17 protein-coding genes are annotated in these 20,269 nt (G+C 56.3%); 14 read left to right on the top strand and 3 right to left on the bottom strand.

Going from position 1 to position 20,269, the window contains the following annotated elements:
* Window positions 1-407: 407 nt before the first annotated feature.
* From MYS68_RS18730 to MYS68_RS18680, 11 genes are all read left to right on the top strand, one after another.
* Window positions 408-1,769: a dihydrolipoamide acetyltransferase family protein gene (locus MYS68_RS18730; RefSeq protein WP_248927302.1), complete on the top strand. Its 1,362-nt coding sequence runs from the start codon at window positions 408-410 to the stop codon at window positions 1,767-1,769.
* A gap of 3 nt (window positions 1,770-1,772) precedes the next feature.
* Window positions 1,773-3,185, top strand: a complete 1,413-nt coding sequence (lpdA, locus tag MYS68_RS18725) for a dihydrolipoyl dehydrogenase (protein WP_248927301.1) — start codon at window positions 1,773-1,775, stop codon at window positions 3,183-3,185.
* 636 nt (window positions 3,186-3,821) lie between these two features.
* Window positions 3,822-4,154 (top strand): DUF2512 family protein, encoded by a 333-nt coding sequence (locus MYS68_RS18720; RefSeq protein ID WP_248927300.1) that lies wholly within the window; start codon window positions 3,822-3,824, stop codon window positions 4,152-4,154.
* A gap of 100 nt (window positions 4,155-4,254) precedes the next feature.
* Window positions 4,255-5,223 (top strand): D-2-hydroxyacid dehydrogenase, encoded by a 969-nt coding sequence (locus tag MYS68_RS18715; protein WP_248927299.1) that lies wholly within the window; start codon window positions 4,255-4,257, stop codon window positions 5,221-5,223.
* 126 nt (window positions 5,224-5,349) lie between these two features.
* Window positions 5,350-5,553 (top strand): tautomerase family protein, encoded by a 204-nt coding sequence (locus tag MYS68_RS18710; protein ID WP_248927298.1) that lies wholly within the window; start codon window positions 5,350-5,352, stop codon window positions 5,551-5,553.
* A 626-nt stretch (window positions 5,554-6,179) separates the two neighbouring features.
* Window positions 6,180-8,288: a sensor histidine kinase gene (locus MYS68_RS18705; RefSeq protein ID WP_248927297.1), complete on the top strand. Its 2,109-nt coding sequence runs from the start codon at window positions 6,180-6,182 to the stop codon at window positions 8,286-8,288.
* Window positions 8,289-9,026, top strand: coding sequence for a response regulator transcription factor (locus MYS68_RS18700; protein WP_248927296.1), 738 nt, complete (start codon window positions 8,289-8,291; stop codon window positions 9,024-9,026).
* 94 nt (window positions 9,027-9,120) lie between these two features.
* Window positions 9,121-9,666 (top strand): SiaB family protein kinase, encoded by a 546-nt coding sequence (locus MYS68_RS18695; protein ID WP_248927295.1) that lies wholly within the window; start codon window positions 9,121-9,123, stop codon window positions 9,664-9,666.
* Window positions 9,667-9,683: 17 nt separating this feature from the next.
* Window positions 9,684-10,070, top strand: a complete 387-nt coding sequence (locus MYS68_RS18690) for a DUF1987 domain-containing protein (RefSeq protein ID WP_248927294.1) — start codon at window positions 9,684-9,686, stop codon at window positions 10,068-10,070.
* 3 nt (window positions 10,071-10,073) lie between these two features.
* Window positions 10,074-11,042, top strand: coding sequence for a sensor histidine kinase (locus MYS68_RS18685; protein WP_248927293.1), 969 nt, complete (start codon window positions 10,074-10,076; stop codon window positions 11,040-11,042).
* Window positions 11,043-11,061: 19 nt separating this feature from the next.
* Window positions 11,062-12,879 (top strand): SpoIIE family protein phosphatase, encoded by a 1,818-nt coding sequence (locus MYS68_RS18680; protein ID WP_248927292.1) that lies wholly within the window; start codon window positions 11,062-11,064, stop codon window positions 12,877-12,879.
* Window positions 12,880-12,969: 90 nt separating this feature from the next.
* Here MYS68_RS18680 and MYS68_RS18675 read toward each other — a convergent pair whose 3' ends face one another.
* Together MYS68_RS18675 and MYS68_RS18670 are read right to left on the bottom strand one after the other, a co-directional pair.
* Window positions 12,970-13,560, bottom strand: coding sequence for a Uma2 family endonuclease (locus MYS68_RS18675; RefSeq protein ID WP_248927291.1), 591 nt, complete (start codon window positions 13,558-13,560; stop codon window positions 12,970-12,972).
* A gap of 104 nt (window positions 13,561-13,664) precedes the next feature.
* On the bottom strand, window positions 13,665-14,078 hold the full coding sequence (locus tag MYS68_RS18670) for an Lrp/AsnC family transcriptional regulator (protein ID WP_248927290.1): 414 nt from the start codon (window positions 14,076-14,078) through the stop codon (window positions 13,665-13,667).
* A gap of 120 nt (window positions 14,079-14,198) precedes the next feature.
* Here MYS68_RS18670 and MYS68_RS18665 point away from each other — a divergent pair, with 120 nt between their 5' ends.
* On the top strand, window positions 14,199-14,954 hold the full coding sequence (locus MYS68_RS18665) for an MBL fold metallo-hydrolase (protein ID WP_248927289.1): 756 nt from the start codon (window positions 14,199-14,201) through the stop codon (window positions 14,952-14,954).
* The gene (locus MYS68_RS18660) at window positions 14,932-15,939 is read left to right on the top strand and encodes an EamA family transporter (RefSeq protein ID WP_248927288.1); all 1,008 of its coding nucleotides are present in this window, start codon (window positions 14,932-14,934) and stop codon (window positions 15,937-15,939) included. Before MYS68_RS18665 ends, MYS68_RS18660 begins: the two co-directional genes overlap by 23 nt.
* Window positions 15,940-16,001: 62 nt before the next feature.
* Here the strand turns inward: MYS68_RS18660 and hrpB are convergent, their stop codons facing one another.
* Window positions 16,002-18,497 (bottom strand): ATP-dependent helicase HrpB, encoded by a 2,496-nt coding sequence (gene hrpB / locus MYS68_RS18655; RefSeq protein ID WP_248927287.1) that lies wholly within the window; start codon window positions 18,495-18,497, stop codon window positions 16,002-16,004.
* A 928-nt stretch (window positions 18,498-19,425) separates the two neighbouring features.
* Here hrpB and MYS68_RS18650 point away from each other — a divergent pair.
* Entirely contained in the window at window positions 19,426-19,947 is a 522-nt protein-coding gene (locus MYS68_RS18650) for a DinB family protein (protein WP_248927286.1), read from the top strand.
* Window positions 19,948-20,269: the final 322 nt, after the last annotated feature.

The following is a 20,269-nucleotide window of genomic DNA, read 5'->3' as shown; positions in this document are numbered from 1 at the left end:
AGGCGGCTGCGGGTGGCGGTTAAATAAGGCGGAACCACGGTGCGCAGTTCGATGGAAAATGGACTCCGCCGGAAATAGAGGAACTATGGTGCGCTATTTGATGGAAAACGGACTCCGCCGGAGAAATAGCGGAACCATGGTGCGCTATTTGTCGGAAAATCGAGCTTTGTGCTAACAAAAGTGGCTTTTAGCGAATCCTAGTTCCGCTATTTTCCGAAAGGAACGGCAATGAGCATAGATAACGAACCTCAGTTCCTCTATTTTTTTAAGAACTTGTCGTTCGTCTTTAAAACTTGTCATACCCCGCTTCTGGTCGATAGGGCGGGAGAACTTGTGCAGCAGGAACATACTTACCGGCGAGGACGCAGGGAATAGGCTCAGGTCACTAATCAAGGAGGTCATGAATCGTGGCGATTTTCGAATATAGATTCCCCGAGCTCGGCGAAGGCATTCACGAGGGGGAGATCGTCAAGTGGCATGTAAAGCCCGGCGATGCGGTCAATGATGAGACGATCATCATGGAAGTGCAAAACGACAAGTCGGTCGTTGAAGTGCCTTCCCCGGTAGCGGGCAAAATCGTAGAGATCAAAGTAAGCGAAGGCACGGTGTGCACGATCGGCGACGTCATCGCCGTCATCGACGCCGAAGGCGAAATTCCGGCGCAGGCGCACGGCGGCCATGGCGGCGGACACGCCGAACCGGCCGCTCCCGCGCCGGCGGCAGCCCCGGCACCGGCAGCGGTCGAGCCGGTGGGCAGCGCAGTCGCAGCGAACGTAGCCGCTGCGAAAATCGAGACGCCGCTCGCAGGCGCAGCCGCGCCGGCGGCGCAAGAAGGCGCAGGCACGGCGCAGCTCGTGCTTGCCACCCCGAGCGTGCGCAAGCTCGCACGCGAGAAAGGCGTGCCGCTCGCGCAGGTGCGCGCGACCGGCAAAAACGGCCGCGTCACGCGCGAGGACGTGCTCGCGTTCGCGGCCGGAGGCGGCGCAGCCGCAGCAGCGGCGCCTGCCGAGGCGGCCGAAGCCGCAGCGGCACCGGCAGCGCAAGCGGCCGCGGCGCCTATGGGCGACCGCACCGAGGAGCGCGTGCCGCTGAAGGGCATCCGCAAGGCGATTGCAAGCGCCATGGTCAAGTCGGTGTACACGGCGCCGCACGTGACGCATATGGACGAGGTCGACGTCACCCAGCTCGTCGCGCTGCGTGAAAAAGCGAAGCCGGTCGCCGAGAAGAAAGGCGTCAAGCTGACGTACCTGCCGTTCATCGTGAAGGCGCTCGTCGCGGCAGCCCGCCAGTTCCCGGTCATGAACGCGACGATCGACGAGCAGACGAACGAAATTGTATACAAGAAATATTACAACATCGGCATCGCCACCGATACGGATGCAGGCCTTATCGTTCCGGTCATCCACGACGCCGACCGCAAAAACATCTGGACGATCGCCAGTGCGATCAAGGATTTGGCAACCCGCGGCCGCGAAGGCAAACTCGGCCCGAACGAAATGAAGGGCGGCACGCTGACGATCACCAATATCGGTTCGGCCGGCGGCATGTTCTTTACACCGGTCATCAACTTCCCGGAAGTGGCGATTCTCGGTACGGGACGCATCTCCGAGAAGCCGGTCGTGAAAAACGGCGAAATCGTCATCGCTCCGGTCATGGCGCTGTCGCTTAGCTACGATCACCGCATCATCGACGGCGCAACGGCACAAAATTTCTTGAACTATATCAAACAGCTGCTGGCTGATCCTGAGCTTCTCGTTATGGAGGTGTAAGCGATGGTTGTAGGAGACGCTTCTGTAGAAATCGACGTGCTGGTCATCGGCGCGGGACCCGGCGGATATGTGGCGGCGATCAAAGCCGCCCAGCTCGGCAAAAGCGTACTGCTTGTGGAAAAAGACACCGTCGGCGGAGTCTGCTTGAACCGCGGCTGCATTCCTTCCAAAGCGCTCATTTCTGCGGCCCATCAATACGAGGCGGCGCACGAATCTTCCGAGATCGGCATCACGGCGGAAGGCGTGAAGGTGGATTTCTCCAAGGTGCAGGCGTGGAAAGACGGCATCATTGAGCAAATGACCGGAAAACGCGGCATCGGCGCCCTGCTGAAGAAAAACAAAGTGCAGCTGTTTAACGGCGAAGCGCTGTTCATCAACGAGCATGAAGCCCGCGTGTTTAACGACAACGAGACGGCGCGTTACAAATTCAACCACTGCATCATCGCGACGGGCTCCCGCCCGATCGAACTGAAGGCGTTCCCGTTCGGAGGAAGAATCCTTTCCTCGACCGAAGCGCTCTCCCTCAAGGAGATTCCGCAAAGCCTGATCGTGATCGGCGGCGGCTACATCGGCGTCGAGCTCGGCCAAACGTACGCGAAGTTCGGCACCAAGGTAACGATCCTCGAAGGATCGGACCATATTTTGCCGGGCTTCGAGAAAGAACTGACGAAGCTGGTGGCAGCCAGACTGAAGAACAAAAACGTCGACATCGTCACTGAAGCGCTGGCGCAAAGCTGCGAGAAAACCGACTCCAATGTGACGGTCACTTACACCGTAAAAGGCGAAGAGAAGAAAGTGACCGCCGACTACGTGCTGGTGACGGTCGGACGCCGTCCGAATACGGACGGAGAGCTCGGCCTCGACCTGATCAACCTGGAGATGGGCGAGCGCGGCCTGATCAAAATCAACGAGAAATGCCAGACGAGCATCCCGCACATTTATGCGATCGGAGACATCGTCGCAGGTCCGGCGCTGGCGCATAAAGCGTCGTACGAAGCGAAGGTCGCTGCCGAGTCGATCGCCGGACTGCCTAGCGTAATCGACTACAAATGCATCCCGGCCGTCGTGTTTTCCGATCCGGAGATCGCCAGCGTCGGCCTCAGCGAAACGGAAGCGAAAGCAGCCGGCCACACGGTCGCAATCGGGAAATTCCCGTACGTGGCGAACGGCCGTGCGCTGTCGATGAACTCGCCGGAGGGCTTTGTGAAGCTGGTCGGCGATAAAGAGACGGGTCTTCTGCTCGGCGCGCAAATCGTCGGCTCGGAAGCGTCGAACCTGATTGCGGAGCTGGGCCTTGCCATCGAGATGGGCGCAACGCTGGAAGATATCGCGCTCACGATCCATGCGCACCCGACGCTCGGGGAAATGGTGATGGAAGCTTCGGAAGTGGGACTTGGCCAGCCGATTCATATATAAGATATGCCCGGCGGGCCGAAACGACGGCCTCCCGGGCTTTTTATTTTTTGTTTGAAGAGCAGTCCGTTGACGATAATAGTGACTCTCGAGTTCATTACAAGTTCGTAAGCCGCGGCCGGAGCTGCCGGGTGTGGGTCCGAACATACAAAAAAATCCGTTTCTTGATTCGATCAAGAGACGGATTTTTTCAAGGAACTTCTTACTAAATAACTGAGCACAACATTTACATGTTGTAACGGTTGCAGGTGAGCTTATATGGGCCAAATGAGTGACATCAGAACGATAACGGTTGCCAGAGTGGTTATTTGTGAACTTTCCTCTTTTTGAGGGGTGCTAGATGAGAAATAAGCTCTGCCACAACCGTTACAGGTCAAAAATGACGCTTTTGAGCCAAATAAGCTCGATGGCGACCGTTAGCCTGCCCGTATCTATGCGTACATGCAATCAAAGTTTCCAAACCTAATCTTTTCCTTGGTATTCTTTCAAAAAAAGCGGCATGCTGCCGGAGCCTCCCAACCGAAGCGCGCAAAATGAACGCATGATCTTCGAACGCATCCTTTCCGTTTGATTGATCGTCGGGCGAATTGGGAATCCTAATCAAGGCAAACACCTTTTTGCAGGAAAGGATGAACCTTGATGAGATTTCTCATAAAGTTGGTCATGAACGGAATTATCGTCGTCCCGATGCTGCTCTGGCTTTCGGAGGCTACATTCGTCCAGGCGGCCGTGTCCGCCGTATTGCTTTGCGTGATCGCGTATTGGCTCGGAGACCAGGTGATTTTACGAAATTCGAACAATCTGGTCGCCAGTGTGGCGGACGCCGGGCTCGCTTTCTTCTTTCTGTGGGCGGCTGCCGATTTCATGGACTGGACTTTGACCATGACCGACCTCGCCATTTTGGCCGTCTCCGTAGGCGTTGTCGAGTTTATTTACCACCGTCTTCTCGCCGCGTACGATGGAGCAAGATAACCTTGGCGTGAAACCGGCGCATTGTCTCCTTTTTCCTTGAACCGCCGGCCGGCATAGCTCATAATGATAGTAACGCTTGGCCGGAAGGTGGAGAAGCAGAGTGAAAATCGTCGTTTTGGACGGATATGCTTTAAATCCGGGGGATTTAAGCTGGAGCGGGCTTGCGGAGCTCGGAGAAACGGTCATATACGACCGTACCGCCCCCGGGCAGCTGCCGGAGCGGGCGCAGGGAGCCGATATGCTGTTCACCAATAAAACGGTGCTGGACGAGGCGGCCCTCGCATCGCTGCCCGGACTTCGGTATATCGGCGTGCTGGCCACCGGCTATAATGTGGTCGATGTGCAGGCGGCGGCGAAGCGGGGAGTCGTTGTTACCAACATCCCGGGCTATGGAACGAATTCGGTGGCCCAGCATGCGTTCGCGCTGCTGCTGGAGCTGTGCAACCGGGTCGGTCTGCACGGCGAAGCGGTAAACGCGGGGGAATGGCAGCGCAGCGCCGAGTGGTGCTTCATGAAGTCGCCGTTGACCGAGCTGGCGGGCAAAACGATGGGCATCGTCGGCTTCGGCTCCATCGGGCGGCAGGTGGCGCGAATCGCCTCCGCGTTCGGCATGAACGCCTTCGTTCCGGACCGCGGCAAACCGCTTCCGGCGGAGTTCGCCGCCTATGTCCGGGCCGTGCCGCTGGAGCGGCTGCTGGGTGAAGCCGATGTGATCAGCCTGCACTGCCCGCTAACGCCGGAAACGCAGGGGCTCATCCGCCGCGAAACCCTCCAGCTGATGAAACCAAGCGCGCTGCTCGTCAACACCGCGCGCGGAGCGCTCATCGTGGAGGAGGATTTGGCGGAGGCGCTGAACGAAGGGCGGATTGGCGGAGCTGCGTTGGACGTGCTGGCGCAGGAGCCGCCGAAGGCGGGAAGCCCGCTGATCGGGGCGAAGAACTGCATCGTTACCCCGCATATAGCCTGGGGGACCAAGGAAGCCCGGGCCAGGCTTATGGACTTGGCCGTGCAAAACGCGAAGGCGTTTTTGCAGGGGAAGCCGATCCATGTCGTTAGCCCGGCAAACTGATGAGGACCATGGATAATCGGTGTGCAGCAGATTCGTATTTCGTTTCGCGTGCTTTTTTCCGGCGGGTGCGTTACAATTAATTCTCGGAAAGACTAGCCCACCCGCGGATGGAGGTAGATTTAAACAATGCCATACGTCAATATCAAGATCACCAAAAAAGGCGCGACAGCCGATCAGAAGCAGCAGCTCATCAAAGGTGTGACGGAATTGCTGGAAAACGTGCTGAACAAAAAGCCGGAGTCGACGGTCGTCATTATCGACGAAATCGATACGGATAACTGGGGCATCGGCGGCGAGTCGGTGACGACCAAAAATTTGCGGGAGCAGTAGCCGCCGGGATTGCCTTGCCCGAATATGACTTGACTCATACATAAGACGGTTCTGTTTCCTTGTGGAGCGGAACCTTTTTTTCGGATCGGGACAGGTACGTACTTAAGCCACAGCCGACCTACTTGGGCGAGGCGATACCGATACACGGGGACGGAAGGCTGACGTTTGACCGGTAAAAATTAATAAATTCGTAAGATTTGCACGGGTAAATTCGTAAGATTTCTCAGGTACGATAGGGAAAACACGACAAAGGAGATTTTCCCGTGCCTAGAGATCACGCGTTTTTGCGCCTGGCCGCAATCACTACCGTCATTTTGCTGCTCATGTGCTCTTATTCGCTCGGCAAGCTGTAGATGCCAATTTACCTATTACTTCCATACGGATGCCTGCCGGTCGTTTTTTCCGGACGGGCATCCGTTTCATTTTCCCCGGCAGCAAATTTCCAATATTGCCCGGACCACTCCTCTAAATGATCGCAAATTCTTACTCAGGTCCCATTTTCAAAAATGACTTATCACAGCTTTCGTACTAGTGTCATAATTCGCGAAATTTGTCACTTCACGGCCTCTGACCTATTTGGTATGATTTATATGAACATACCCACTACTGTCTAAGGGACTACTAGTATGAACAAATGGATTATTGCAATATCGATGGTTTGCTGCTTGCTGACGGGGCTCCCTCTGACAGCCGCCGCCAAAGAGGTTCGGGAATCCGGGCCGGCAGCCGTTCAAGGAACGCTTGATGCGGCGGGCTGGAATTTTTCCGGGCAGGGTATGATTTATCTGAACGGCGAGTGGCAGTTTTATTGGCATGCTCTCCTTGAACCGAACGATTTTTCCGCAGCGGGCGCAGTCGTTCCGGAACCGAAGCTGGCGAAGGTGCCCCATGTATGGGGGAGCGGCGCTCCCGGCGATCCCGCACCGGACAATCTCGGCTATGCGACATACCGGCTCGATCTGAAGCTGGGCGAGGGAGATCCGGGCGTTAAATCAATATACATACCTGCGATTGCTACCGCTTATAAGTTATGGGTGAACGGGGAGCTGGCCGCCGAGGTCGGGACAGTAGGCACCGATCCCCACACGATGAAGCCGAAAACAGTCGCCAAAACCGTTCAATTCCATCCGCGGCCGGGAGCGAACGAACTCGTCATACAGGTGTCCAACTACGTGCAGCGCAAGGGCGGGTTATGGACCCCCCTCATGCTGGGCAACAGCAGCGACATCATGTTTCAGCGGGAAAAAAATATCGCCTCTCAGCTTGTCGTTGCCATCGGCCTTCTTACGCTCGGAGCTTATCACCTCGGCTTGTTCATGCTAAGGAAATTCGATACGTTAAGTTTGCTTATCGGCTTGTTTTGTGCGCTGCTTGCGCTGCGGACGCTGCTTCTCGGAGATACGCTGCTTGTGCGGTTTTGGCCGGGGCTCGATTGGGAAGTTGCGGTAAAGCTGGAATATTTGGCTCCTTACGTCGGGGTTCCGCTGTTCGGCTGGTATGTGCGCAAGCTGTACCCGCAGGATGCAAACCGCAGGCTGATTAACGTTTCTCTGGCGGTTGGGGCGCTGTTTTCGCTTGTTGTGCTGCTGTTTCCGGCAATCGTATACACGAGGACGATGCTGGCTTACCAAGCGTTCACGGTGCTCTTGTTCAGTTATTTGCTTTACGTGTTTATGCTGGCCGTCAAGCGAAGAAGAGAGGGAGCGCTGCTGAACGGGGCCGGGACGCTCATCATGTTTGCGTCGGTCATCAACGACGTGCTCTATTACAATCACGTCATCTCTTCGGTGGATTTTGTTCCGTACGGCGTTTTTATTTTTTTGTTCGTACAGACGATGGTCGTTGCGCTCAAATATACGAACGCCTATTATATGGTCCAAAACATGTCCGTGGAGCTTAAAGACGTCAACGCGACGCTGGAGGATAAAATCCGGGAACGCACCGAAGCGCTTGAGCTCAGCAACATGCAGCTGCGCGAAGCCAACGAACATCTGAAGGAGATGGAGGCGGTCCGCAAAGTGATTTTGACGAACATTTCCCATGAGATCGGCACTCCGATGACCGCCGTGCAAGGATACATCAAGGCGCTCCTCGACGGCGTCATTCAGCCCCAGGACCGCAAATACATAAGTATGATTTATGACAAGGTGCTTATGGTCAACCGGCTTACCCAGGATCTGTTCGACTTGTCGAAGCTGGAGTCCGGCAAAGCGAAGTTTGAGACGTGCGAGGTCGCTGCAGAGGATCTGTTCGAGCAATATTTCCGTGAATTCCAGTACGACGTCGAGAAGAAAAACATTCGCTTCGAGATGGAGGAGATCTCGGGCCTGCCGGCCGACCAGTTGGCGCTGCTGACGATCGATCCGGTCCGGATTCAGCAGGTGGTCGGGAATATTGTGTATAATGCGACGAAATTTACCGCACCCGGCGGGCTCATCCGCATCTCGGGCGAGCTGATGCGGGCCCCGGGAGCATCGCTGTGGGAGCTGGTTGTCCGCATTTCCGATACGGGCATCGGAATTGCGCCGGAAGCGGTTCCGCATATCTTCGACCGGTTTTACAAAGGCAGCGCGCCGGAGCATGCGAACAGCGAAGGAACCGGACTCGGGCTCGCCATTGCCAAGGAAATCATAACTTATCACGGCGGAACGATCGGCGTGGAAAGCGTGCTGCGCAAAGGAAGCACGTTTCATTTCACGCTGCCGGTCGAGCTGCTGCCTCTGGAGGTAGAGTAGATGTCAGAAGAACGATTGCTTCTTGTCGAGGACGACCCGGAAATTCGCCAGCTCATCCGGCTTTATTTAAACAGCAGCGGCTATGAGGTCGTCGTCGCGGATAACGGTGCGGAAGGGCTGCGTCTGTTCGAAGCAACGGCACCGGAACTCGTGCTGCTCGACATTCACCTGCCGGGAATGGACGGCTTCGAGGTATGCCGGCAAATCCGCAAAGTGTCGAACATCCCGATTATTTTTATCAGCTGCCGCAAAGATTCCGACGACGTTGTCCAAGGGCTGGAGCTCGGCGGCGACGATTACATCACGAAACCGTTCGATCCGGTCGTCGTGGTCGCCCGGGTACAGGCGAATTTGCGCAGAGCGCCGATTTTTCACCGCACCTGGCATGCGGAGAAGCGGCAGGATAAGAAAAGACTGCTTTCCTTCGAGGGACTGGATATCGATTTGACGCAATTTTGCGTTTTTGTGGGCGATACCCAAGTGGCTCTTTCGGCGAAGGAAATGCAGCTTCTCGTCTTTTTGGCGCAAAATCCGAACCAGGTGTTCACGACCGAAGAGCTGTACCGCAACATTTGGGGGGCGGAAAGCAACTCCGATACCCGCACGGTTCTCGTGCATATCAGCAGCATCCGGAAAAAAATCGAGAGCAATCCGTCCTTTCCCCGTTACATTCAAAACATTCGCGGAATCGGCTACAAGTTTAATGCGGGCTTTGCGGCCGAAGGCCAGTTAAACTAAATTTAAGAGAATTTGATGTTAATTTTAACGAAATCACCGTCATCTGATGGTAATATCAGATCAGGCGGTTGGATTTCTAAGGAGGACGGCATCGATGGACGGTCAATTGTTGAAGCTGCAAACGGAGCTGGCAAGCAAGGGACTTTTGATCTGCTTTACGGGAAAACTGACTCAGGGCATTATTGAAGAGCTCGGAGAGGCGGTCAAAAAGTATTTGGAGACAGAGGAGCGTCTCAAGGCGGACGTTTACGATATTTTTTCGATTTTTATCGAGCAGACGCAAAATATTAAAAATTATTGCAACAGCAAGGAAGGAGCCGATCTGTACGAACAAATCGCCCACTCGTGCATCGTTACGATCGGCAAGACGGAAACCGGCAATTACGTTTGCTCCGGCAACCGGATCGGCAACGAGGATATCGGCAGGCTGAAAGCTGCGCTCGACGAAATTCAGCCTCTCGGCAAGGCGGAGCTCAAGGCGCTTTACAAGACGAAGCTGAAGCAATCGCCTCCGGCGGACAGCGCAGGGGCGGGCATCGGTCTTATCGATATGGCCCGCAAGGCGAGCCGGCCACTCGAATATTCGATTGCCGGCATAGACGACAAGGTTTCCTTTTTTACATTAAGGGCGGAAGTATAGAGTCAGGGGGAAAGAGAATGGAAACTCTGTATGTCGAAGCAACCAAGAGTACGCCGGAGGTCCGCTTTGATCCGCAAAGCAGCGTGCTGTCGTTAAAAGGACAGTCTTATCCGGAAAATGCCTTTAAATTTTACGAGCCTGTTTTCGAATGGGTCGATCGATATATCGCAGCGCTCGGTTCCGAGGAAGTGAGCATCGTGCTGAACTTCCCGTACATCAACACAAGCAGCGCCAAATGCATCATGATGCTCCTGGACCGCTTTAACGACGCGCACCTGCAAGGGAAAAAGCTGCGGATCCAGTGGTTCTGCCGTGAAGATAACGAAAGCGAAATCGAGTGTGCGGAAGAGTTTAAGGAAGATCTGGAGCTGCCCTTTGAAATTATATTTCTTCGCGAGGACTAACGGATGAACAGCAAACCGAGCCGCCAAGTATTCGAAACGGAAATCGGGATTTTGAAGTCAGCCAAACGAACGGTTTTGGATCCGAGCCACGCGGATAACGTATTGACCCCACAATTCCGCGAATTGGTAAACCATTACGAACGTTTGCTTCGCATGTCGATCAAAATTTTCAATATCAGCGATATTCAAGGGAAGCATTTGAAGGAACACGAACTTGAGCTGCAGAGGGTCAACGAGCAGCTGAACCAGCTGGAGCAAGCCCGGCGGCAGCTGATTACCGACATTTCGCACGAGCTTGGCACTCCGATGACTTCGATTCAAGGTTACGTAAAGGCGATGCTCGACGGGATCATCAAGCCGACGCCGCATTATTTGAATCTTGTTCACGATAAAATCACTCATGTGAACCTGCTCGTCGATGAGCTTTTTGAAATATCCAAGCTGGAGTCGAGCCAAACGATGCTGGATTACGCCGATTGCTCGCTCGCCGATGTGCAAAACATGCTCGAGCATCGGCTCGAAGCCGAGGTGAACGGCTGCGGCTACGAACTCCGTTTGGATCGGTACGAAGGAACGGAGGATCCGGACCGGGTCAGGCTTTCCATCGATACCAGCCGTATAGAGCAAGCGACGCGTCACTTGGTATTTTATGCGATGAAGCATACCCCTCCCGGCGGCCGCATCGGGCTGCGGTTCGATCTGCAGGAGGCAAAAGCCGGCGGTGAAGCAGGCATAAAGGACAAGCGCAGCTGTGAGCTCGTCGTGACGATCAGCGACTTCGGCCTCGGCATCGATCAGGCGAATTTCTCATTGCTGATGGATCGCGCGCAAAGAAGCGATTTGGGGCTGACCATAGCCAAAATCATCGTACTTAAGCACCAAGGCCAGATGGGCGTCCGAGAGCCGGGAAAGAACGAGGGCAGCGAAAAATGCCGCGTGTACTTTTCGCTGCCCGCCGTGCTCGCGCCGTAATGCCGGAAAAGGAGGTCGCATGATCATATCCCGGGATAAAAGCGTGATGAGAGTGATCATGTTCGCCAGCGGAGTTATTGTGCTGTCTATTTTGCTGGCCGGCATGCTGGTTTATTTTTTGACGGAAAAAGAGGTTGTCCGTAAGCTGAAGGAGAAAGATCTGGTGTTTGTCGCCGGGTCCGTCGCTTCCAAGGTGGACAGCCGGATTCAACGGGCCAAGGAGTCGTCCCAATTGCTGGCGCAGGATCCCGGTGTCATTGCCTGGCTGCAAAGCGGGGAGAAGGACGAACGGCTTCAGCAATACGCGCTGGACAAGCTGAAGCAGCTGGCCAAAGATTACGACTACAGCAATTCGTTTATCGTAAGTGCGGTCACGAACCATTATTGGACGGAGGAAGGGCGCATCGTCGACACGATGACTCATGACAATCCGCAAAACGAATGGTTTTTCCGGACCATTGAGGCCAAGGTGCCGGTAACCGTTCAGATCGATTACAACGATAAACGTCAGGATACGTTTGCTTTTATCGATGTGTTGATGGGAGACCCGGAGAAGCCGCTCGGCGTGGCCGGAGTCGGCTTGAGCTTGAAAAGCTTGTCGGACGAGTTTGCGAAATACCGCTATGGCAGCAGCAGCCACCTGTGGCTTGTCGATAACTCCGGGACGATCAGCCTGTCGGATAATGTGTTTCACGACGGCAAATCGATCCGCGAATTTATTCCCGACGCGACGGTAAACCAGTTTTTGCCAGGCGGGCACAGGGCGGACAGCCGGGACGGGGGCAAAACGCAGGTGATGGAGTTCACCGATGCCGGCGGCCGGCGGATCGATCTGATCAGCTATCCGCTGCAATCGGCGGACTGGAAGCTTATTTTTCAAATCGACCGGAGCGAAACCGTCTCATTCCTGGAAAAGGTAAAGCTGCATACGTGGATCGCGACGTTTATTTGCATTGTGGCGATGACGTTTCTCTTTTACTTCGTTTCCCGTTATCTGGCCAACCCGTATAAACGGGCCGTCGAGCTCAACAAGCAGCTGGAGCAAATCGTTCAGGAGAGAACGAGGCAGCTCACCGAGCAAACCGTCAAGCTCACCGACAGTATCGACTATGCCCAGCGCATTCAGGAAGCGATACTCCCGTCCGGGGACGTGCTCAACCGCGTCATGAAGGAGTATTTTCTGCTGTGGCAGCCGAGGGATGCGGTTGGCGGAGACTTTTACTGGGTGAAGCCGGCGCGCGAAGGATATTTCGTGGCAGTTGGCGACTGCACGGGGCACGGAGTACCGGGGGCGCTGATGACGATGCTTTCGGTGTCGATCCTTAACCTGGTCGCGGATAACGAGCAGGAGGACAACCCGGCCGTGATTCTGAACAAGGTCAACAAGCTGGTGAAGCAAATGTTGAACCGGGACAGAAGCGGCCCGATCGACGACGACGGGCTCGATCTCGGACTTTGTCACGTGAACGGCCGCGAAATCGTTTTTGCCGGAGCCAAGTGCTCGCTTTATGTAAAAAACGGGCCGCAATTGAACGTGATCAAAGGAGACCGGCGCAGCATAGGCAGCCGGAGAACGGCGGATCACTATACGTTTGAGAATCACCGTCTCACGTTATCGGAGGACAATGCGATTTATATGACGACCGACGGGTATTTGGACCAAAACGGGGGTCTCAAAAACTATTCGTTCGGCAAACAGCGGTTCATCGAAATGATCGAAGCGTACGCAAAGAAGCCGCTGGCGGAGCAGGAACGGGTATTCCGCGAGCAGCTGCTGCGTTATATGGGCAAAGAGCCGCAGCGCGACGATATTACGCTGCTGGGATTCAGGGTTTGATAAGGAAAGAGCATGGGCCGGGCGCGAGAGCGATCCCGGTTTTTTGCGTTCCTGGGAGCTGTCGGGTTCGGGATCGCCGGATCGGCAATGTCAGTCCTCGGACTTTTCGAATCGTTTAAGCGGGGCAAATGCTGCGGACAGCTCGATGTTCACGCAGGAAAGGCGAGGGGAGGTTAAACGGTCTTCCTCACCGTAGGTGGCGGCCAGGTGGAGCTTGTCCTGCTCCAGAAGGAACTGATCGACCGTTTTCAAAATCGGATCGACGATCCAATACTCCAGGACGCCGAACTTCTCGTAGAGCGCTTTTTTGCGGATTTTATCATGGGCGCCGGAGCTGGGGGACAATATTTCGACGAGAAGATCCGGTGTGCCCTTGATTTTGCCGTCCTTAATGATGCGGTCGTTTTCATTGGAGATGAAAATCACGTCGGGCTGCACGACGTTCTCCTCATCCAGATGCACATCCATGGGGGCTACGACGACGATGCCGTTCGGGTTGCACGTGGTTTTCATCGAAGTCCCAAGCTCCATAACCAATACCTGATGGTTCAGCGCAGGAGAAGGTTTCATATCGTAGCGGATGCCGCCGATCAATTCGTACCGTTCCGGTACGTCGTACGTCACGTACTGTTCTTTTACGGAACCTGTCTTTTCTTTATTCGGGGAGGGCGGTTTGGTCATGCGAATCAGCTCCTTCGCGGTTTTTCCATTATTATACCAAATGCGGGGCGAAAGCGGGAGGGACAGGCCGTTGGGGAAATGGCGGCGGCAACACCTGACCGGTATCAAATCTCGCTTATGACAACGGATAATTTATAATTGACATAGCGGGTTAATTCGCCCAGAAACCGATCCAGTTCCTCGTTGGAGGGAAATCGGCATTCCAAAAGGTAGCAGCCCTCCCCGCTGATTTTATATTTATTTGCTATGAATTCGCTTTTCGTTTCCAGAAATGACAGGAACGGCTGATGATCGAAGCTCGTCGTAAAAATAGTAATAAACGAGTGGACGTTATAGCCGGTTTTTCGATAGTTAAGACGAACGGTATAACCTTCGATCACTTCTTCTTCTTCAAGTTTGACCACCCGATTGGCCGCCGCTTGACCGGTCAGATGAACTTTTTCGCCCAACTTCTTCATCGAAATCCGGCCATCTTTGACCAGCTCCTCGAGTATCCGTTTATCCGTATGATCCAGCATAAATCACAACCTCTTTCAAAAATCAAGATAAAACGCCCAACTGCTTGATTCGCATTATGTACGTGTGTTTATAGTAAATGTTAACCTAAAAGAGGAATTTATTAAAGGAGGCACTGACGCATGAAGATTAGACAAATTAGAAATGCGACGATCGTGCTTGAATATGGCGGTCTCACTTTTTTGATCGATCCGTATTTGGCGCCGAAGGGGGCTTATCCGCCTATAACGAACACGGCGAATCCGGTGAACAACCCGACCGTCGATTTGCCGGTTTCCGTAGAGGAAATCGTTCGAACGGACGCCGTCATCGTTACGCACCTGCATCCCGACCACTTTGACGCAGCGGCAATTCGGGCAATTCCGAAGGATGCGAACATGATCGCGCAATCCGAGGAGGATGCTGAAACGATCAGGCGGGAAGGATTTCACAATGTCCAAGCGTTGGATCGCGTTTCCCGCATGGGCGAAGTTCGATTATTTCGGACCCGGGGTCAGCATGGCACCGGTGAAATCGGTCGGTTGATGGGGGACGTTTCCGGTGTGGTTTTCAAACATCCGGACGAGAAAACCTTATATATCGCAGGAGATACGATCTGGTGCGCCGAAGTGGAGGAAGCGGTCCTCACGCATCGGCCGGAAGTGGTTGTCGTTAACGGCGGATCTGCACAATTCCTGCAAGGGGGCCCCATTACGATGGGAAAAGAAGACATCCGCCTTACATGCTCGGCGGCACCGCAGGCGACGGTCATCGTGTCCCATATGGAGGCGCTCAATCATTGCTTTTTGTCAAGGCGCGAGCTGAAGGGCTTCATTGAAGAGAAGGGTCTGGGTACCCGGGTACTGGTGCCTGCCGATGGCGAAACGGTCGAATGTTAATCAGGACGTCAGCCCATTTGTCCCCGGTGGATGCTCCGTCTGCGGAACCGCGATGGCGAGAAATTCATCGCCGCCGGAGCCGGCGGACTTTTCCCGCCGAGTGCGTTATGCAGCGGGCCTTGCATCGCTATGGCTGCTGTGGGGCTCGGTTTTTCTTGCGCTAAAGGTCGTCATTACGGAAATTCCGCCTTATTTGACCGGCGTACGTTTCGTTCTTTGCGGAGCGCTGCTGCTGCTGTGGTGTTTGTGCCGCATGCCCGCCGAAGCTCGTCCGTCCGGCAAACAATGGGCGAATGCGGCGCTCGTCGGCTTGCTGCTCATCGCCGGCGGACAAGGCATGGTTATCGCGGGAGCGCAGATCTTGTCTTCGGCCGTTACCGGCCTGCTTGTTTCTACAATGCCGCTGTGGACGGCGCTGCTGGAATGGGGGATTTTCCGCAGCAGGCCTAATGTAAAGGCCTCGGTCGGCTTGCTGCTTGGCTTTGTCGGCCTTGTCATCCTGATCTCCCCTTCGGGACAAGAGGGGTTAAACCGGATTGGGGTCATATGTATCTTGTCCGCCGCACTCCTGACAGCCGTTGGCACGATTGCCCTGCGGCGCACTGCGCAGCCCGGAGTCATGTACAGTACAGCGGTTCAAATGCTGACAGGCGGTATCGTCATTATGGGAGTCAGTCTCTCCAAAGGAGAATGGGCTCGGCTGCATTTCGCAGCTTTGAAGGGAACGCTGCTTTTGGCTATGGTCTATCTTCTGTTTGTAACCGTCAGCGGTTTTTTGCTGTATTCCTGGCTGCAGCGAAACAGCGCTTCCGTGGCGCTGCCGAACACCGTTTCGTATGTCAGTCCGGTGATCGCCGCTGTGCTTGGATGGGCTTATCTCGGAGAGCCGCTCACAATGCGGATGATCGGAGCAATCGTCATTATTTTGACCGGCGTCGCTTTTATTGTGCTTGCCTCCGGGAGGAAAAGCGGCAAGGTTTCCTGAGCAAATTGGCCGGGTGTCAGAACACCCGGCCAATGAATTATTTTCGTTGAATCCGATTCCGGTTATACTCTCGGCTTCGCTCGGTGTGTAGGCGGAGCGGACAGCGGATCGTCCGGCCAATAATGCTTCGGATACCGGCCTTTCAAGTCTTTTTTGACTTCGAAGTAAGCGTTTTGCCAAAAGCTGGCCAAATCCCGGGTTACCTGCACGGGCCGGTGTGCCGGCGAGAGCAGGTGCAGCGTGAGCGGCACTTTGCCCCGGCCGATGCGCGGCGTATCCGACAGGCCGAACATTTCCTGCAGGCGGACGGCCAGCACGGGGGCGGCGGGATCGCCGTAATCGACGGGAATGCGCGAGCCGCTCGGCACCTGGATATGCGTCGGTGCATGCGCATCGAGTTCCCGGCGCTGCTCCCATGACAGCATCGCTTCGAGAATGTCCGTCAGGTTAAGCCGCTGCAGGTCTCCCGCGCTTTTCATTCCGTGCAGATACGGAATCAGCCAGTCACCTGCGCTTGCGAGCAGCGCCTCGTCCGACATATCCGGCCAGCCCGGATCGACTCTGTGCATGAAGCCGATGCGCTGCCGCAGCTGTCTGGCCGTTTTGGACCACGGCAGCAGCTCCAGCCCTTCGCTCGCTAAAGCGTGCAGCCAGGTGGCGGCCGCCTGCTCCGGACCCGGCGCGTTGACCGGCACGTCCTTCAGCAGCAGCGCGCCGAGCCGGGTTTGCCGGCGCGCTCTGATGGCCCGGGCGTCCGGATCCCAGGCGACGGCCGTTTCGGTTTCGATCTGGTCGCCCAAGTGGCGCTCCAGATCGGCGATGTCCAGCGGCGCCGCCAGGAATATGCGGCTGTCCGCGCCTTGGTCGTCGAGCTCGGCGGCGACGACGTAGGGCTCTTTCGCGAGCGGCTGCACGCCCGCGAAAGCTGCGCCGCGGCCGCTGCGCAGCAGGTAGCGGCCGTCCGCCCGCCGCTGCGCGATGCGCTCCGGGTAGGCGAAGGCGAGCAGCAGCCCGGCCGCGTCGTCGCCGCCAGCGGCGCCGGGCGGCAGCCGCAGCGCCTGCCGCCACGCCTTCGCCTCGGCGAGCGCGCGCCGGCAGGCGGCCTCGTCGGCCGCGGCGCCCGGCGAGGCGCCCGCTGCGACGCGGCGCAGCACCGCGAGGCGCAGCCGCAAGTCCGCGTCCGGGGCGGCGCCGTCGCCGCGCAGGATGTCGCGCTCGCTGAGCAGCGCCGCGAGCTCGCACGCGAGCCCTCCGAGGCGGAGCTCCGCCGCCCGGAGGAGCATATGCGCGAGCCGGGGATGCGCCCCGAGCTCGGCCATCTTGCGCCCGTGGGCGGTGATCGCCCCGGCGCCGTCCAGCGCCCCGAGCTGCGTCAGCAGCTCACGGGCCTGCCCGAGCGCCGCCTGCGGCGGCGGATCGAGCCAGCGCAGCTCGGCGGGATCGGCGGTGCCCCAGGCGGCCAGCTCGAGCGCGAGCGGCGCGAGGTCCGCCGCGAGCAGCTCCGGCGTGCTGCGCGGCGGCAGCAGCCGGTCGTCCGCCTCCGTCCACAGCCGGTAGCAGACGCCCGGCGCCGTGCGCCCGGCCCGGCCGCGCCGCTGATCGGCGGAGGCGCGCGACACGGGCACGGTGATGAGCCGCGTCATCCCGGTCCGCGGCGAAAACCGCGGCGTGCGCGCCAGCCCGCTGTCGATGACGACGCGCACGCCTTCGACCGTCAGGCTCGTCTCGGCGATCGACGTCGCGAGCACGACCTTGCGCTCGCCGGCAGCGCCCGGCGCGATCGCGCGGTCCTGCGCCTCGTGCGGCAGGCTGCCGTGCAGCGGCATCACCCGCACGCGGGGGCCGAGCGCCAGCTCCGCGAGCCGCGCCTCCACGCGCCGGATTTCGCCGGCGCCGGGCAGAAACGCGAGGATGTCGCCGTCCTCGCGTTCGAGCGCATCGCGAACCGCCCGCACGACTTCGGGTTCGATCGGCCCGTCGGGCCGGCGCTGCAAATACCGTGTCTCGACGGGATAGGCGCGTCCTTCACTCGTTACAACCGGCGCATCACCGAGCAGCGCGGCGACCGGCTCCGCATCCAGTGTCGCCGACATGACGAGCACCTTCAGATCGGGGCGCAGCAGCTCCTGCGCCTGCAGCACAAGGGCCAGTCCGAGGTCGGCATGCAGGCTGCGCTCGTGGAACTCGTCGAACAATACGATGCCCGCCTGCTCCAGCGTCGGATCGTCCTGCAGCATCCGTGTAAGCACGCCTTCGGTGATCACTTCGATGCGCGTGGAAGGCCCTGCCTTCGTATCCATCCTCACGCGGTAACCTACGGTTTCGCCGACCGCTTCGCCGAGCTGTGCGGCCATGTAGCGGGCCGCCGATCGCGCGGCGATCCGCCGGGGCTCGAGCATCAGGATGCGCCGGCCCTGAAGCCACGGCTCGTCCAGCAAGGCGAGCGGCACGCGCGTCGTTTTGCCTGCGCCGGGAGACGCCACGAGCACGGCGTTGGCCGAAGCCCGCAGCCGACGGCGAAGCTCGGGAAGCGCGGCATCTATAGGAAGTTGATTCATAAACGGTTCACTCCTGCTTTTGCGGTGATGATGTTCGAGGTCTACTTGGCCAAAGAAAGTCGGCCTAAGTTGAACAAAATTTTACAAGGTGCAGCGGTTGAGCGGTTGGTCCCGGCTCATGAGGTACAGGGAGTAACGGTTGCATCGTTTGGTTCCGGCTCATGCGGTACGGGGAGTAACGGTTGCATCGTTAGGTTCCGGCTCATGAGGTACGGGGTTACGGTTGAGCGGTTGGTCCCGGCTCATGAGGTACGGGGTTACGGTTGAACGGTTGGTCCCGGCTTATGAGGTACGGGGTTACGGTTGCATCGTTCGATTCCGGCGCATGAGGTACGGGGTTACGGTTGAGCGTTCGATCCCGGCTCATGCGGTACATGTGTCATTGTGTAACGGTTGCAGGTGAGCTTATAACGGGCAAACGGGTGATATCGAAACTGTAACGGTTGCCAGGGCGGTTATTTGTGAACTTTCATCGTTTTTGAGGTTACAAGATGAGAAATAAGCTCAGCTACAACCGTTACGATTAAAAATCGGCGTTTTTGACTCAAATAAGCTCTGCAGCAACCGTTAGCCCGCCCGTACATATGAGGCACATGCCGTCAAGGTTCCCCATACGGGGAACTTTCCTCATTCCATCGTATCATACCTATTTTTTGTTCAACTTATATAGTTCACATCATACTTCATCGCGCGGAGCTTGTCACTTGTGCGCTGCCGTCCAAGGTACATGCCGGTGGCGCATCGGAAATGTACGCAGCTGCGAGCGGGCATGTTTGGAATGACTGAGAAATTAGGCGCGGCTGGTTTTGCGAACAATCAGCCTTGTATTTACAGATGCGGGGCGGACAACTATAATCAGATCAACGTTCGTTATGGAGACAGGCAGCTTGAAAAATAACGCGAAATAACCGAAGAAAGGAACGGATCGATGAACTTTCATTTAAAGGAAGCCATCCAGGTTCTGGAACGTACCCCGCAAACACTGGACTATTTGTTGTCCGGCCTATCCGGCAGCTGGCTGCAGAGCAACGAAGGCGAAGGAACCTGGAACGCCGCCGAAGTGGTGGAGCACCTTATTGAAGGTGAGAAAACCAATTGGATGCCCAGGCTCGAGTTTATTCTCCAGGAGGGCGAAGATAAGCCGTTTCCCCCGTTTGACAGGTACGCGCACTTGAAAGCAAAGGAAAAAACGATGGAGCAAAAGCTGCTTGAGTTTAAAACGCTGCGGGCGCAAAGCCTGGCCAAACTCCAAACGCTGATCCGTTCGGAAACGCAGCTGGAATTGACTGGGCGGCACCCGTCTTTGGGAGCGGTGAAAGCAAGGGAGCTGCTGGCCACTTGGGTTGTCCACGATTTGACGCATACCGCGCAAATCGTTCGGGTTATGGCGAAAAGGTACGGGGAGGACGTGGGAGCGTTTAGGGAGCTGCTGAGCATTCTCAAAGCATAAAACTAAGTTGAGACGAGGATCGGGGCGGGAAGCTTCGGTCTTTTTTCATTGAAATGCGGGGTCGATCATCCTCGAAGAACTTGCCAGAAGTTTTTATATGCTTCAGAAAACTTACATCAAGCGTAAGATGAGCCGTTTTCGCTGTATACGCTTACTTAAATGTTATATAATCTAACATAAATCAATGGGCAAACGCCGAAAATTCGATTTTATCTTAAAAATTTGAATACAATTGTAATTCTGTGGGATGGTTAAGCGGATACATGCCGAGATATAATGACGGTGTGAGGTTCGGTGTAAATAAAAATCACATAAATGAAGG

It is taken from the genome of Paenibacillus hamazuiensis (assembly GCF_023276405.1).
Taxonomy (GTDB): domain Bacteria; phylum Bacillota; class Bacilli; order Paenibacillales; family NBRC-103111; genus Paenibacillus_AF; species Paenibacillus_AF hamazuiensis.
Note: the sequence above shows the minus strand (reverse complement) of the source record. Positions and strands in the feature narration are given on the sequence as shown.

Bases quoted from the DNA above. Each gene is read 5' to 3' on its own strand.
- lpdA (WP_248927301.1), top strand. From the start codon at position 1,773: ATGGTTGTAGGAGACGCTTCTGTAGAAATCGACGTGCTGGTCATCGGC.
- MYS68_RS18720 (WP_248927300.1), top strand. From the start codon at position 3,822: ATGAGATTTCTCATAAAGTTGGTCATGAACGGAATTATCGTCGTCCCG.
- MYS68_RS18710 (WP_248927298.1), top strand. From the start codon at position 5,350: ATGCCATACGTCAATATCAAGATCACCAAAAAAGGCGCGACAGCCGAT.
- MYS68_RS18705 (WP_248927297.1), top strand. From the start codon at position 6,180: ATGAACAAATGGATTATTGCAATATCGATGGTTTGCTGCTTGCTGACG.
- MYS68_RS18700 (WP_248927296.1), top strand. From the start codon at position 8,289: ATGTCAGAAGAACGATTGCTTCTTGTCGAGGACGACCCGGAAATTCGC.
- MYS68_RS18695 (WP_248927295.1), top strand. From the start codon at position 9,121: ATGGACGGTCAATTGTTGAAGCTGCAAACGGAGCTGGCAAGCAAGGGA.
- MYS68_RS18690 (WP_248927294.1), top strand. From the start codon at position 9,684: ATGGAAACTCTGTATGTCGAAGCAACCAAGAGTACGCCGGAGGTCCGC.
- MYS68_RS18685 (WP_248927293.1), top strand. From the start codon at position 10,074: ATGAACAGCAAACCGAGCCGCCAAGTATTCGAAACGGAAATCGGGATT.
- MYS68_RS18680 (WP_248927292.1), top strand. From the start codon at position 11,062: ATGATCATATCCCGGGATAAAAGCGTGATGAGAGTGATCATGTTCGCC.
- MYS68_RS18675 (WP_248927291.1), bottom strand. From the start codon at position 13,560: ATGACCAAACCGCCCTCCCCGAATAAAGAAAAGACAGGTTCCGTAAAA.
- MYS68_RS18670 (WP_248927290.1), bottom strand. From the start codon at position 14,078: ATGCTGGATCATACGGATAAACGGATACTCGAGGAGCTGGTCAAAGAT.
- MYS68_RS18665 (WP_248927289.1), top strand. From the start codon at position 14,199: ATGAAGATTAGACAAATTAGAAATGCGACGATCGTGCTTGAATATGGC.
- MYS68_RS18660 (WP_248927288.1), top strand. From the start codon at position 14,932: ATGGCGAAACGGTCGAATGTTAATCAGGACGTCAGCCCATTTGTCCCC.
- hrpB (WP_248927287.1), bottom strand. From the start codon at position 18,497: ATGAATCAACTTCCTATAGATGCCGCGCTTCCCGAGCTTCGCCGTCGG.
- MYS68_RS18650 (WP_248927286.1), top strand. From the start codon at position 19,426: ATGAACTTTCATTTAAAGGAAGCCATCCAGGTTCTGGAACGTACCCCG.